This window comes from Sulfitobacter sp. THAF37 (assembly GCF_009363555.1).
Lineage (GTDB): Bacteria > Pseudomonadota > Alphaproteobacteria > Rhodobacterales > Rhodobacteraceae > Sulfitobacter.
In genome coordinates this window covers 2,307,016-2,319,820 of sequence record NZ_CP045372.1, presented here as the reverse complement: position 1 = coordinate 2,319,820, position 12,805 = coordinate 2,307,016, and the positions used below count along the sequence as shown (strand labels likewise).

The following is a 12,805-nucleotide window of genomic DNA, read 5'->3' as shown; positions in this document are numbered from 1 at the left end:
ATCAGGCAGCGATTTCCTGGGCGACCAGTTTTTCGATCTCGTCGATCGGGTGGTTGGTGAGCGTCTTGGGCACCTCGGCAACGATTTTGTCCGCGACCTCCTTGTGGACCTCGTTGCGCAGCTCACCCAACGTGTTCGGCGGTGCGACGACCACGAGCCGGTCGAATGCCCCCTGGTGCGCCTTGCGGTAGAGGATATCAGCAAGATCCGAGGCGAACCGATCCTTGGCCAGCTGGTGCCAGTCCGTGTCCTGAACGGCTGACCGATGAACGCTCGGGCCGTCGTTGAATCGCCCCCGGCGGTTGGCGGCCTGTTCTCTGTTCGGCGGATTTTCCTGTTCTTCCTCGCGGAACACCTCAAGGTACGGATCCTCGCCATCTGTCTGATTCACAAGGAAAAGAGCCTTTTCACCGTCGGCGATAAGAACCCATGTGCCGTTGGTCAGCTTGGTCATTCGTCTTCTCCGTGATTGCGTTTGTCCTGTCCGGTGACACGGGTTACGCCGGCGGGTTTCTCGGTGGCACGCTTTGCTTCGTCTTGCGTTCCAACATCGCGTTCGAGGTTGCCCCCCGCGCGGCCCTGATGGCTGATGTCCGCAGCTTCACCGATGATCTTTTCGGAATCCTTGCTGCCGTCCTTGGATCTTTTGCGCTCTGCCATGGGATGCCTCCTACATCTTGCGTTGCTTGTCTGATCAACGCAGCGGGCAGGCCGAAGTTCCGAACGCAAAACGCCCCGCAGCTTGAACTGCGGGGCGTAGTAATCTAATCTTACTCAGAAATATACCGTCGGCATTACATGCGCGAGGCGACGTTTTCCCAGTTCACGAGATTGTCCAGGAAGTTGGACAGATAGTCGGGACGCGCGTTGCGGAAGTCGATGTAATAGGAATGCTCCCAAACGTCACAGCCCAGCAGCGCGGTCTGGCCAAAGCAGACGGGGTTCACGCCGTTCTCGGTCTTGGTGACTTTGAGGCTGCCATCGGTGTCCTTGACCAGCCAGGCCCAGCCGGAGCCGAACTGCCCGCCGCCGGCGGCCTTGAATTCGTCCTTGAACTTGTCGACGGAACCGAAATTCTCGGTCAGCGCCTTTTCCAGCTCTCCGGGCATCCCCTTGTCTTCCGGGGTCATCATTTCCCAGAACTGGTTGTGGTTCCACAGCTGGCTGATGTTGTTGAAGATGCCGCTTTGGGCAACCGCGGAGGCGTCGTAGGTTCCCTTGATGATCTCTTCAAGGGACTTGCCTTCCCACTCCGTACCTTCAATTGCCTTGTTGCCGTTGGTGACATAGGCATTGTGGTGCTTGTCGTGGTGATATTCCAGCGTTTCCTTCGACATGCCCTTGGGTGCAAGCGCATCGTGGGCGTAGGGAAGATCGGGAAGAGAAAAAGCCATGATCAGGCCTCCTTTTTATTCAAATTTCCTGTTCCACAACAAAGCGCGCTGAACCGGAAGGTCAAGAGGGCTGGGCTGGTCTTGCCGTCTATTTCTTGGATGCGCGGCGTTTGCAGGCGCCTTTGGCAGCCAACCGCCGAAGGACACGCGCAGGTGGGCGCCGGGGGAACAGTCACCTGATCCCATCCGCGCCCGCTGCGCTACCGGTTCGCGCAGCAGGAAGCGTGGCGCAGATCAAGAACGCCGTCAGGCGTAGTGGCGCACCTCGGACCCCGGCTGTGCCGCGACTTTCAGCAGGTCGAACATGTACTGCGCTACCGAGCGGAAGCAGACGATCCGCGCGCTGCGGTCGTCCGGCATCCAGAAGGCGGCAGGCACCTGGGCAAAGCGGGTGCGGCGGAACATGGTGCCGTTGAACTGATCCGGATGCATGTCCACCGGGGCCAGCTTGGCGATCACCTCGCGCACGCGGTCGCCGGAGATGTCGAAGACCGCCCGCGCGTCCGAGACATTGGCCACCAGCGCATGGCTGCCCGCCAGCTTGTCGCGCAGATCTGCCAGACGGTCCTGCACATCCGCATAGGGGCACATGATCAACAGTTCATCCGGCGACATCCAGGCGATGCCCTGCTCGCCTTCGGTGTTGCAATGCCGCTGCTCGGGCAGGTTGACCCCGCCCGCGACCACGGCGGCCTTGCCCAGCGTCTTGTCCGCCAGATCGCCACGCAAGGTGATCATGCCCAGCGGGCCAACCTCGCGGATGGCGACCAGGCCGCTGTCGTCAGTGGCGTGGTGCAGTGCGCTTACTGGTTCAGACATTCTGCTTTTCCCCGTCCTTGTCGTAGAATACCGGATCGACGATCCGCGCCTCGTAGGTCTTGCCGTCCGTCCCCGGGAAGCTCAGCACCTCGCCCATGCGATCCGGTCCGTGCAGGACCAGCCCCATGGCGATGCCCCGGTCGAGGTTCGGCGAATGATAGCTGGAGGTCACGCGGCCCACCGTGTTGCGCTGGCCGTTTTCGTTGGTGCCCTCGCCCACCGCATAGGCGCCGTCCGGCAGGGTACTGCCGTCGGTGGTTTCCAGCCCCACCAGTTTCCAGCGTTCGGGGTCGGCCATGTGGCTGCGGGCCTGTGCGCGCTTGCCCAGGTAATCTTCCTTTTTCTTGGAGATCGCCCAGTTCAGCCCCAGGTCCTGCGGGATCACGGTGCCGTCGGTTTCGTCGCCGATCATGATGAAACCCTTTTCGGCACGCAGGATGTGCAGCGCCTCGGTGCCGTAGGGCATCACGCCGAGATCCGCACCCACCACCATCAGCGCGTCCCAGAGGGCCTGACCGTGGCTTGCATCCACTGCGATCTCGTAGCTCAGTTCGCCCGAGAAGGAGATCCGGTAGACCCGGCAGGGGTATCCGCCCAGCGTACCGTCGGCCCAATCCATGAAGCCCAGGGTTTCTTTGCTGACGTCCATGCCGCCCAGGTGCTCCAGCGCCGTGCGGGCGTTGGGGCCGACCACGGCGATCTGCGCGTATTGCTCTGTCACATTGGCGACATAGACCTGCCAGTCCCACCATTCGGTCTGCAGCCATTCCTCCATGTGAGCATGGATGCTTTCCGCACCGCCGGTGGTGGTGTGGCACAGCCAGGTGTCCTCGTCGATGCGGGCAACCACGCCGTCGTCGATCAGGAAACCGTTTTCGTTGCACATCAGGCCATAGCGGCATTTGCCCGGTTTCAGCGTCGACATCATGTTGGTGTAGAGCATGTCGAGGAAACGGCCCGCGTCGGGGCCCTTGACGATGATCTTGCCCAGTGTCGACGCGTCGAGCAGGCCGAGCTTCTCGCGCACGTTTTTCACTTCGCGCATCACCGCGTCATGGGTGCTTTCGCTGCCACGCTTGAAGGCATAGGGCCTGCGCCACTGGCCGACCGGTTCCCAGACCGCACCGTTGGCGTCGTGCCAGTCGTGCAGCGGGGTGCGGCGCAGCGGCTGGAACGTCGCGCCGCGCGCCTCGCCGCCGATGGCCCCCATGGAGATCGGGTGATAGGGCGGGCGGAACGTCGTGGTGCCCACTGTAGGGATTTCGGCGTCCAGCGCACCGGCAAGCGTAGCCAGGCCGTTGATGTTGCTCAGCTTGCCCTGATCGGTGGCCATGCCCAGCGTGGTATACCGCTTGGCGTGTTCGACACTGACGAAGCCCTCCTGCGCGGCCAGCCGCACATCGGACACCTTGACGTCGTTCTGGTAGTCCAGCCAGGTCTTTTCCCGCAGCTTCACGCCCGCGCCATGGGGCATCATCCACACCGGCGCCATCGGCGCTTCCTCGCGCCGGGCGGCAGAGGGGGCCGAGACCTCGCGCGGGGTCTTGAAACCCAGCGTGGTCAGCACCCCGTCCGCCGCAGCATGGGCGTCGTGCAGCACGTCGTCCAGCGGGAACATGCCCGAGGCCGCACCGGCGGTGGTCACGAAGCCTACGCCGTCGGCGCCTTTCGGCGGATTATCCACATCCGGGCTGAAACAGGCCAGTTTGCTGTCCCAGCGCAGCTTGCCGCCACAATGGGACCAAAGATGCACCACCGGCGACCAGCCGCCGGACATGGCGACCGCGTCGCAGGCGATCTCTTCCAGCACCGCGCCTTCGCCCGCCTGTGAACAGATCGCTACGCCGGTCACACGCTTGCCGCCCTTCACCGATGAAATCGCGTGGCCCATCAGGATGCGGATGCCCAGGGCGCGGGCCTGCGCCATCAGCTCGCTGTCCTGGGGCAACACCCGGGCATCGACGACGGCAGGCACATCCAGCCCGGCATGCTTGAGCGCAATTGCCGTAAGGTAAGCGTTGTCGTTGTTGGTGACGACGACGGTACGGTCCCCGATCGAGACCCCGAAGTTCACCACGTAGTCGCGCACGGCACCTGCCAGCATCACGCCGGGAATGTCGTTTCCGGCAAAGCTCAGCGGGCGTTCGATCGCCCCCGTGGCGGTGATCACATGGCCCGCACGGATGCGCCACAGGCGGTGGCGCGGGCCGGGTGTGCCGGGCGCGTGGTCTGTCAGCTGTTCGTAGCCCAGGACGTAGCCATGATCATAGACCCCTGCCCCCATGGTGCGCAGGCGCAGCTGGACATTGTCCATTGCCTGCAGCTCGGCGATGATTTCTTCCACGAACTTGTCCACAGGCGCACCATCGACGGTGCCGCCATCCACCGGCGCGCGTCCGCCGAAGTGGTTGGTCTGCTCCAGCAGCAGCACCCGTGCGCCACTGCGCCCCGCGGTGCGTGCCGCCTCAAGCCCGGCCACGCCCCCGCCGATCACCAGCACATCGCAGAACGCATGGAAGTGCTCGTAGGTGTCCTCGTCGCGGGCCTTGGGCGCCTTGCCCAGACCGGCTGACTTGCGGATGAAGGGCTCGTAGACATGTTTCCAGAAGCTGCGCGGATACATGAACATCTTGTAGTAGAACCCTGCGGGCAGGAAACGCGACAGCCGCGCGTTGATCGCGCCGACATCGAATTCCAGGCTCGGCCAGTGGTTCTGGCTGGTGGCTTCCAGCCCCTCGAAAAGCTCGGTCGTGGTGACACGCTGGTTCGGCTCGAAGCGACCCTCCCGCCCGAGATTGACAAGCGCGTTCGGCTCTTCGGGGCCTGCCGCGACCACACCGCGCGGGCGGTGATATTTGAACGAACGTCCCATCAGCATCTGGTCGTTCGCCAGCAGAGCGGAGGCCAGGGTGTCCCCCTGATATCCGCGCAGCTGCTTGCCATTGAAGGTGAAGCTCACGGGTTTGGAGGTGTTCAGCAGGCGGCCGCCTGTGGCCAGTCTGGTGCTCATGAACGCGAACCTTTGTGCAGGGGGAAGCTGCGGGAGCCTCCGGCGGGAGTATTTACGGGCAAAAAGAAACAGGGGGCCGTCATGGTCATGCGGCGCCGCTGCCGAAATCGGGGCGGCGGTCACGGATGATCTCGACGATCTCCTGCGGGGGTTCGGTGGTCTGGGCGCTGTAGCTGCCGAACACTTCAAGCGTCATGGTGCAGCGCGCCACGTGGAACCACTTGCCGCAGCCGTACTGGTGCCGCCAGCGTTCAAAATGCACGCCCTTGGGGTTCTTGCGCATGAAGAGATAGCCTTCGAAGTCATCCTCGGACGATCCGGGGCCAAAGCGTTTCAGATGCGCTTCGCCGTGGGCGTGGAATTCTGTCTCTTCGGCGGTGACGCCGCAATTGGGGCAATGAATGGTCAGCATGGCGATGTCCCGTGAAACTGTGATGCGCGGCTGCGCGGAAAGGACGACCCGAACGCAGAAAGGCCGATGCCCGAAGGGGCATCAGCCTGACTGAGACGAATGTGGAGTGCTTTATTCGGTTGCGGCAGGTGCCGTTTCGCCGCCGCCATCCGCAGGCGCGGCTGTGCCGCTGTCGGCTGCGGGCGCATCGGTGGCAGCGGGCGCGTCGGCAGCGGGCGCCGTAGACTCGGAGCCTTCGACCGTGACGTTGACGTCACCGCCATCGGTGCCGGTGGTTGCGGGCGCACCGTCAAATCCGCCGAAGACGAAATAGGCCAGAACCGCGACGACAAGGACCAGGGCCGCGACGATGATGCCGATGTTGTTGCCGCCCGAGGTTGTGGTCGTCGTGGTCGTGGTGTGGCGTTCCGATGAATTGTGTTCAGGCTGTGCCATGGGTCGAGCTTTCCTTCGTGTCCATTTTTCAGGATCTTAACGAAGGAAGCATGGGACTGGTTCCCGCGACCATCGGCGACGCCAGGAGGCATCGGCAGATATTCGCCAACCCGCAGGACCGGGCCAAAGAACACGGCGCGGACAGCCATCAGTGTGCCACCCCGGCGGCCACGGATTCGTCGATGAAGCGGCCTTCGGTAAAGCGGTTCAGGCCAAAGGCGTCGGTCATCGGGGAACGGCCCTTGGCCATCAGTTCGGCCATGGCCCAGCCCGACCCCGGGATCGCCTTGAACCCGCCGGTGCCCCAGCCACAGTTGACAAAGATGCCCTCGACCGGGGTTTTCGACAGGATCGGGGACCGGTCACCCGTTACATCGACGATCCCGCCCCATTGGCGCAGCATCTTGAGGCGGCTGACCATCGGGAAGGTCTCGATCAGGGCGCGCACGGTTTCCTCGATGTGGTGGAAGCTGCCGCGCTGGGTGTAGTTGTTGTAGCCGTCGGTGCCGCCGCCGATCACCATCTCGCCCTTGTCGGACTGGCTCATGTAGCCGTGCACGGTGTTGGCCATCACCACGACGTCCATGCAGGGCTTGATCGGTTCGCTGACCAGCGCCTGAAGGGCCACGGATTCGATCGGGAGGCGGAAACCGGCCATGTCGGCCAGATGCCCCGAATGGCCCGCGACCACCATGCCCAGCTTGTCGCAGTCGATGTCGCCGCGCGTGGTGGAGACGCCAGTGACCTTGCCGTTCTGTTGGCGAATGCCGGTCACTTCGCATTTCTGGATCACGTCCATGCCCATGTCGGAACAGGCCCGGGCATAGCCCCAGGCCACGGCATCGTGCCGCGCCGTGCCGCCGCGGGCCTGCCACAGCCCGCCCAGCACCGGATAGCGTGGCCCGTCGAGGTCGATGATCGGCACCAGTTCCTTGACCCGGGCCGGGCTGATGAATTCGGTCTGCACGCCCTGCAGCGCATTGGCATGGGCGGTACGCTTGTAGCCGCGCACCTCGTGTTCGGTCTGGGCCAGCATGATCACGCCACGGGGACTGAACATCACGTTGTAGTTCAGATCCTGGCTCATGGTCTCATACAGGCTGCGCGATTTCTCGTAGATCGCGGCGGACGGGTCCTGCAGGTAGTTGGAGCGGATGATCGTCGTGTTCCGGCCGGTGTTGCCCCCGCCCAGCCAGCCTTTTTCAAGGATGGCGACATTGGTGATGCCGAAATTCTTGCCGAGGTAATAGGCGGTGGCCAACCCGTGGCCCCCTGCCCCGATGATGATCACATCGTACCGCTTCTTCGGCTCTGCATCCCGCCACGCGCGGGACCAGCCGGTGTGATGGCGCATCGCCTCGCGCGCCACTGCAAAAACGGAATATTTCTTCATGCGCTTTGGGTTCCTGATGGCTGTTTTGGGCAGATTCGGGGCCTTCGCCGTGGCTTACCCCCTTCTGAAGCCCTTGGTCAAAAAAAGGATACTGGCCACGGCATTCCTTGGCAATTTTACGACATGGGTCGCAATTGTCGCAGGGCCGGCCTGACCGGGGGCAAAATGTCCTCTTTTGCCGATGCTCGGGAACCACTAGGTAAGCGTGAACATGAAACTGCTGGGGTCGGCATGACATTCTGGATCATCACCTGCGCCATGGCGGCGCTGGTTGCGGCGCTTTTGGGGCGTGCGATGGCGCGCGGGGCGCAAGACGCACCGGAAGATGCGGCGGCCTACGATCTGCAGGTCTATCGCGACCAGCTTGCCGAAGTGGAGCGTGACGTGGCCCGTGGCGTGGTGCCCGCCGAGGATGCAGAGCGTGCCCGCGTCGAGATCTCGCGCCGGATTCTCGCGCTCGACACCGGCGCGCGGGGCACCACTGGCACCGGACGGGGCGCCCCCATGTTGGTGTACGGATTGCTGGCCGTCGTGGTCTTTGCCGGGTCGCTGCTGGTCTATCGCAGCGTGGGCGCGCCGGGCTACGGCGATCTGGGCCTGCAGGATCGCATCGCCCTTGCCGAGCGGATGCGCGAGACCCGGCCCGATCAGCAGGCCGCCGAAGACAGCCTGCCGCCGATGCCGCCGCCCGACGGCATCACCGAAGAATTCCGCACCCTGATGACCCGCCTGCGCGAAACCGTCGCCGCGCGGCCCGACGATGTACAGGGCCACCAGTTGCTGGCCACGAACGAGGCGCGGCTCGGCGATTTCAGGGCCGCCGCCCGCGCGCAGGCCGACTTGCTGCGGCTGAAAGGCGACAGCGCCACGGCGTCGGATTACAGCGACTACGGCGAATTCCTCGTGCTGGCGGCGGGGGGATATGTCTCGCCCGAGGCGGAAACGGCGCTGCGCGCGGCACTGGGGCGCGACGAACAGGACGGACGCGCACGCTATTACGTGGGGCTGATGATGGTACAGACCGGTCGGCCCGACATCGCCTTTCGCATCTGGGACGGGCTGTTGCGGCGCGGGCCGGAGGATGCGCCCTGGATCGCCCCGATCCGCGCCCAGATCATGCCGGTATCGGAACTGGCCGGGGTGGACTACGAAATGCCCCAGCCGACGGGGGCGCGCGGCCCCTCTGCCGCCGACATCGAAGCCGCGGGCGACATGAGCGCCGAAGACCGTATGGCGATGATCGGCGGCATGGTGGCGGGCCTTTCCGACCGGCTTGCCACTCAGGGCGGCCCGGCGACGGACTGGGCCCGGCTCATTACATCGCTCGCGGTGCTGGACCGGACCGAAGAGGCCCGCACCATCTATGACAACGCGACCGAGGTGTTTGCGGGCGATACCGGGTCGCTCGACATCATCCGCCGGGCCGGCCAACAGGCGGGGGTCGCGGAATGATCCTTGACGACATGAACGGCTTTGCCGCCGCGCTGCCTGAGACGGGGGCAATCATCGGCCTCGACCTTGGGGAAAAGACCATCGGCGTCGCGGTGAGCGACAGCTTTCGCAGCGTGGCGACGCCGCTTGAAACCGTGCGGCGCAAGAAATTCGGACTGGACGCCGCGCGGCTCACGGACATCATCGGCAACCGCCGGATCTGCGGGCTGGTGCTGGGCCTGCCGCGCAACATGGACGGCTCGGAAGGGCCGCGGTGCCAGTCCACCCGCGCCTTCGCGCGCAACTTTGACCGTTTGTCGCCGCTGCCCATCACCTTCTGGGATGAGCGGCTGAGCACGGTGGCCGCCGAACGCGCGCTGCTGGAGGCGGATACGACGCGGAAACGTCGCGCCGAGGTGATTGATCATGTGGCCGCCGGGTATATCCTGCAGGGCGTGCTGGACCGGCTCGCGGTTTTGCGCAGGCAGGGAGAGCACCATGAGTGACGGCATCTGGAAGAGATCCGAGATCGAAAGCCCCTGCGTCAAGATCTGCGTGATACACCCCGACGCGCGCCTCTGCACCGGGTGCCTGCGGACGACCGATGAAATCGCACGCTGGTCACGAATGGGCGCGGATGAAAGGCGTGCGATCATGGCAGAGCTGCCATCCCGTGCCGGTCAGCTGACCAAGCGGCGCGGCGGTCGGGCCGCGCAGCTGGCGCGGCGGGAGCCCTGAAACGGCGGGCTCAGCCGCAGCCGGCGATTTGATAGAGCAATCCGATGCCGCAGTCGGCGGTTATCGCGCCTTCGGCCCCGCTGGGGGCATGGTTGCCGTTCGCGCCAAAGGCGCTGAGCCGGGCAAAGCCGCGTTCGATGTCGAGGGCGCGGGCGCGGCCTGCGCAGAACATCCGCGCCCCGCTGCCCGTTTTTACCCCGTTCCAGTATGCGACCGTGTCGTTCGGTCCTGAGAAAATGATCTTCATACCGACCTCCTAGAGATCAAGAATTAATGATCCATGACTTGCGCCACGAAAAGGCAACAATGGGGCAAAGGCGGGGTGATTATTTGATAAAATGCGAAACTGCTACTCTTTTAGCCAGTCTGCAGCCCCGATCTGTGGCCGGAAATAGGCAATCATCCTGCCTTCGGGTGGCGCAGTGGCCTGGGCGGACCAGGGGGCGACGCCATGCAGCAGGTGCCGGTGCATCAGGATCGCCTGACCGGGGTCGGCGGAAACGGCGAGTGGCGCGATGGCTTTGAAAACGGCGCGGCGTGCATCGGCGTAGGCGTCGGTCAGATCGACGTCGGCAGGGTCATGGCGTCCGATCGCGCGGCGCAGCGCCTCTCCCATCATCAGGTGGCTTCCGGGCCAGACCATCAGCGGCGCGGCGGTGGCGCTGTTCAACGGCAGGCCGAGGATAAAGCCGTGCGGCTCTCGCAGGTAACGGCGCCGGGCCGCGCCTTCGGGCAGCAGCCCGTCGACATGCGCGGCATGCCGGACCACGCGAAAACGGTGGTTGGCGTCGCTTTCTTCCGGGTCCTGACGGGGATAGCCGGGATAGACGATGGAGAGCTGCGCGGGGTGCCAGTTTTCTGGCGGCGTGACGGCCTTCCGCCACCGGCCCGCCAGCGGCACGCCGTCAATGCTGCCGTCCGGCGCGTTGGGCAGCGCATCCACCCCGACGAACCAGGTCGCACCGTGGCGCAGGTTCTGCGCCCGCACCTCGGGATCGGCGGCGAGCTTCAGCGCAACGCGGTGAGCCGCCCCGGCCCATCGGCACGTGGCAGGGTCCGGGCCGAAGACCCGGTAGCCCGTCACCAGCCCAGCGCCTTGCGGATCATGTTGAGCGCCACCAGGATCAGGAAAACCGCGAACACCCGCTTGAGCGGTTTGGGGTCCATTGCATGGGCCAGCCTGACCCCAAGCGGCGCGGTGATCAGCGTCATCGCGATCACGATTCCGAAAGCCACGAGATTTACCGTGCCCAAGGTGTAGGGCGGCGCATTGACCGTCATCGGCACCAGCAGAAAACCGATGACCGAAGGCACGGCGATCAGCACCCCAAAGCCCGCCGCCGTGGCGACCGCACGGTGGATCGGGACAGCGTAAAGGCTCATCAGCGGCACACCGAAGCTGCCCCCGCCGATGCCCATGAGGACCGACAGGAACCCGACGGCAGGCGACAACGCGGCGCGCAGAAGGCCGGTGGGCATCGCCGCGCCCAGGCGCCACTCGGACCGGCCCAACCCCATGTAAAGGCCGATGATCAGCGCAAGTGCCCCGAAAATGCCCTGCAGCGTGGTGGACCGCAGCTGCGCCACCACCAGCATCCCGGCCACCGCGCCAATCACGATGCCGGGTGCCCAGCCGCGCAGGATGGACCAGTCCACCGCGCCCTTGCGGTTGTGGCTCAGCACCGAGCGGACGGAGGTGACAATGATCGTCGCCAGAGAGGTCGCAAGACACATCTGCATCAGCTGCGGCCCGTCGTAACCCAGCGTCTGGAAAGCATAGAAGAACGCAGGGACCAGCACGATGCCGCCGCCGACCCCCAAGAGCCCCGCAAGCACCCCGGCAAAGGCGCCGATGAATGCCAGCAGCCCCCCCATCTGGATAAGTAAAGCGGTCTCTGGCATGGGTCTCTCCTTTTGTTGCTACCCTGCTATACCGCCTGCGCCTGCTGCGCCAGCGCCTCAATCTCTTCCAGCGCGGTCTGGACCAGCTCGGGCCCCGCGCCGGGTTTCACCGCCCCCTCGGACAGCGCCCGCCGCCAGCCCCGCGCGCCGGGGCGACCGGCGAAGAGGCCCAGCATGTGCCGGGTGATCTGATGCAGTCTGCCGCCCGCGCTCAGGTGCGCCTCGATATAGGGCAGCATGTCGCGCACGGCCTGTTCGGGCGTCGCGTCCGTACCCGTTCCAAAGATCCGCCTGTCCGCGCCGCAAAGAATGTCTGCCGGGTTGTGATAGGCGGCCCGCCCTACCATGACACCGTCAAGCCCGCCTTTCAGAAACGCCTCCGCCTGGTCGAGCGATCCGATCCCGCCGTTCACCGAGATATGCAGGTTGGGAAAATACGCCTTCATCCGGTGGACCAGCGGATAGTTCAGGGGCGGAATATCGCGATTCTCCTTGGGGCTGAGCCCTTGCAGCCAGGCCATGCGCGCGTGGATGCTGACGCGGGTACAACCCGCCGCCACGATCCGCGCCAGAAAGTCCGGCAGTACCTCTTCGGGGTCCTGGTCGTCCACGCCGATACGGCATTTCACCGTCACGTCGATATCCACCGCCGCCCGCATCGCCGCGACGCAATCGGCCACGCGCGCGGGATCCTTCATCAGCACCGCGCCGAAGGTGCCCGACTGTACCCTGTCCGACGGGCAGCCGCAGTTGAGGTTGATCTCATCGTATCCCGCATCCGCCCCCAGCCGCGCGGCCTGCGCCAGCTCAACGGGGTCCGACCCACCGAGCTGCAGCGCCACGGGATGCTCGCTGACGTCATGCTCCAGCAGATGCACCGCCCCGCCCCGCACCAACGCAGGCGCAGTCACCATTTCTGTGTAAAGCAGCGCATGCCGGCTCAACAGCCGGTGCAGGTACCGGCAATGACGGTCGGTCCAGTCCATCATGGGTGCCACGGATAGGCGTGCGGCGCGGACAACGTCCGATTTCCCTTTTTTTATGGGGTTTTCCTGCTCAGCCATCCGGTTCGTTTTCCTTTATTTGGGGCCTGTTTGCCCCCGTTTCTGCCAATGGTGCAACAAAATGTTGCACCCAACCCGAAATGTTGCACCGCCGCGCACGCGGTCCTCCGCGCCGTTTTTCCATCATGGAAACGGCCGCAACCTCCCGCATCGCAACAGCCCACGTCAACGCAACAGCGGTGAGTTATCGAACCTTAATCATGGATC

Annotated in this window: 14 protein-coding genes and 1 pseudogene; 3 read left to right on the top strand and 12 right to left on the bottom strand. The window is 64.7% G+C overall.

The genetic code is table 11. The features are described from left to right. Position 1 precedes the first annotated feature (1 nt). The 8 genes from FIU94_RS11325 to FIU94_RS11290 form a co-directional block, all read right to left on the bottom strand. Positions 2-454, bottom strand: a complete 453-nt coding sequence (locus tag FIU94_RS11325) for a host attachment family protein (protein WP_152465900.1) — start codon at positions 452-454, stop codon at positions 2-4. After that, on the bottom strand, positions 451-660 hold the full coding sequence (locus FIU94_RS11320) for a hypothetical protein (protein ID WP_152465899.1): 210 nt from the start codon (positions 658-660) through the stop codon (positions 451-453). The genes FIU94_RS11325 and FIU94_RS11320 overlap by 4 nt, the downstream gene beginning before the upstream one ends. A 134-nt stretch (positions 661-794) precedes the next feature. Continuing rightward, on the bottom strand, positions 795-1,394 hold the full coding sequence (locus FIU94_RS11315; RefSeq protein WP_152465898.1) for a superoxide dismutase: 600 nt from the start codon (positions 1,392-1,394) through the stop codon (positions 795-797). 246 nt (positions 1,395-1,640) lie between these two features. After that, positions 1,641-2,213 carry a sarcosine oxidase subunit gamma gene (locus tag FIU94_RS11310; RefSeq protein WP_152465897.1) on the bottom strand — a complete coding sequence of 191 codons (573 nt, stop codon included), beginning with the start codon at positions 2,211-2,213 and terminating at the stop codon, positions 1,641-1,643. Next, positions 2,206-5,223, bottom strand: a complete 3,018-nt coding sequence (locus tag FIU94_RS11305; RefSeq protein WP_152465896.1) for a sarcosine oxidase subunit alpha family protein — start codon at positions 5,221-5,223, stop codon at positions 2,206-2,208. Before FIU94_RS11305 ends, FIU94_RS11310 begins: the two co-directional genes overlap by 8 nt. An 85-nt stretch (positions 5,224-5,308) precedes the next feature. Next, entirely contained in the window at positions 5,309-5,635 is a 327-nt protein-coding gene (locus FIU94_RS11300; RefSeq protein ID WP_152465895.1) for a sarcosine oxidase subunit delta, read from the bottom strand. A gap of 111 nt (positions 5,636-5,746) precedes the next feature. Beyond that, positions 5,747-6,070 (bottom strand): hypothetical protein, encoded by a 324-nt coding sequence (locus FIU94_RS11295; RefSeq protein WP_152465894.1) that lies wholly within the window; start codon positions 6,068-6,070, stop codon positions 5,747-5,749. Between the two features lie 148 nt (positions 6,071-6,218). Beyond that, a complete protein-coding gene (locus FIU94_RS11290; protein WP_152465893.1) occupies positions 6,219-7,463 on the bottom strand; it encodes a sarcosine oxidase subunit beta family protein in 1,245 nt (414 codons plus the stop codon). A gap of 231 nt (positions 7,464-7,694) precedes the next feature. Between FIU94_RS11290 and ccmI the strand changes: the two genes are divergently transcribed. The 3 genes and pseudogenes from ccmI to FIU94_RS11275 all read left to right on the top strand — a co-directional run bounded on the left by ccmI (position 7,695) and on the right by FIU94_RS11275 (position 9,632). Further along, positions 7,695-8,915, top strand: coding sequence for a c-type cytochrome biogenesis protein CcmI (gene ccmI / locus FIU94_RS11285; protein ID WP_152465892.1), 1,221 nt, complete (start codon positions 7,695-7,697; stop codon positions 8,913-8,915). Then, positions 8,912-9,376 (top strand): annotated as a pseudogene (ruvX, locus tag FIU94_RS11280) (Holliday junction resolvase RuvX); the annotation flags it as partial. The gene ccmI and the pseudogene ruvX, both read left to right, overlap by 4 nt. 28 nt (positions 9,377-9,404) lie before the next feature. Continuing rightward, positions 9,405-9,632: a DUF1289 domain-containing protein gene (locus FIU94_RS11275; protein ID WP_368407146.1), complete on the top strand. Its 228-nt coding sequence runs from the start codon at positions 9,405-9,407 to the stop codon at positions 9,630-9,632. Positions 9,633-9,642: 10 nt separating this feature from the next. On the opposite strand, the gene FIU94_RS11270 is transcribed toward FIU94_RS11275, so the two are convergent. The 4 genes from FIU94_RS11270 to dusA all read right to left on the bottom strand — a co-directional run bounded on the left by FIU94_RS11270 (position 9,643) and on the right by dusA (position 12,598). Next, a complete protein-coding gene (locus tag FIU94_RS11270) occupies positions 9,643-9,879 on the bottom strand; it encodes a hypothetical protein (protein ID WP_152465889.1) in 237 nt (78 codons plus the stop codon). 102 nt (positions 9,880-9,981) lie between these two features. Beyond that, a complete protein-coding gene (locus tag FIU94_RS11265; protein WP_254702522.1) occupies positions 9,982-10,716 on the bottom strand; it encodes a hypothetical protein in 735 nt (244 codons plus the stop codon). Continuing rightward, a complete protein-coding gene (locus FIU94_RS11260) occupies positions 10,713-11,534 on the bottom strand; it encodes a sulfite exporter TauE/SafE family protein (RefSeq protein ID WP_152465888.1) in 822 nt (273 codons plus the stop codon). The genes FIU94_RS11265 and FIU94_RS11260 overlap by 4 nt, the downstream gene beginning before the upstream one ends. A gap of 26 nt (positions 11,535-11,560) precedes the next feature. Continuing rightward, positions 11,561-12,598: a tRNA dihydrouridine(20/20a) synthase DusA gene (dusA, locus tag FIU94_RS11255; RefSeq protein ID WP_152465887.1), complete on the bottom strand. Its 1,038-nt coding sequence runs from the start codon at positions 12,596-12,598 to the stop codon at positions 11,561-11,563. Positions 12,599-12,805 lie beyond the last annotated feature (207 nt).

Bases quoted from the DNA above. Each gene is read 5' to 3' on its own strand.
- FIU94_RS11320 (WP_152465899.1), bottom strand. From the start codon at position 660: ATGGCAGAGCGCAAAAGATCCAAGGACGGCAGCAAGGATTCCGAAAAG.
- FIU94_RS11325 (WP_152465900.1), bottom strand. From the start codon at position 454: ATGACCAAGCTGACCAACGGCACATGGGTTCTTATCGCCGACGGTGAA.
- FIU94_RS11270 (WP_152465889.1), bottom strand. From the start codon at position 9,879: ATGAAGATCATTTTCTCAGGACCGAACGACACGGTCGCATACTGGAAC.
- FIU94_RS11260 (WP_152465888.1), bottom strand. From the start codon at position 11,534: ATGCCAGAGACCGCTTTACTTATCCAGATGGGGGGGCTGCTGGCATTC.
- FIU94_RS11290 (WP_152465893.1), bottom strand. From the start codon at position 7,463: ATGAAGAAATATTCCGTTTTTGCAGTGGCGCGCGAGGCGATGCGCCAT.
- dusA (WP_152465887.1), bottom strand. From the start codon at position 12,598: ATGGCTGAGCAGGAAAACCCCATAAAAAAAGGGAAATCGGACGTTGTC.
- FIU94_RS11305 (WP_152465896.1), bottom strand. From the start codon at position 5,223: ATGAGCACCAGACTGGCCACAGGCGGCCGCCTGCTGAACACCTCCAAA.
- FIU94_RS11315 (WP_152465898.1), bottom strand. From the start codon at position 1,394: ATGGCTTTTTCTCTTCCCGATCTTCCCTACGCCCACGATGCGCTTGCA.
- FIU94_RS11300 (WP_152465895.1), bottom strand. From the start codon at position 5,635: ATGCTGACCATTCATTGCCCCAATTGCGGCGTCACCGCCGAAGAGACA.
- FIU94_RS11310 (WP_152465897.1), bottom strand. From the start codon at position 2,213: ATGTCTGAACCAGTAAGCGCACTGCACCACGCCACTGACGACAGCGGC.
- FIU94_RS11295 (WP_152465894.1), bottom strand. From the start codon at position 6,070: ATGGCACAGCCTGAACACAATTCATCGGAACGCCACACCACGACCACG.
- ccmI (WP_152465892.1), top strand. From the start codon at position 7,695: ATGACATTCTGGATCATCACCTGCGCCATGGCGGCGCTGGTTGCGGCG.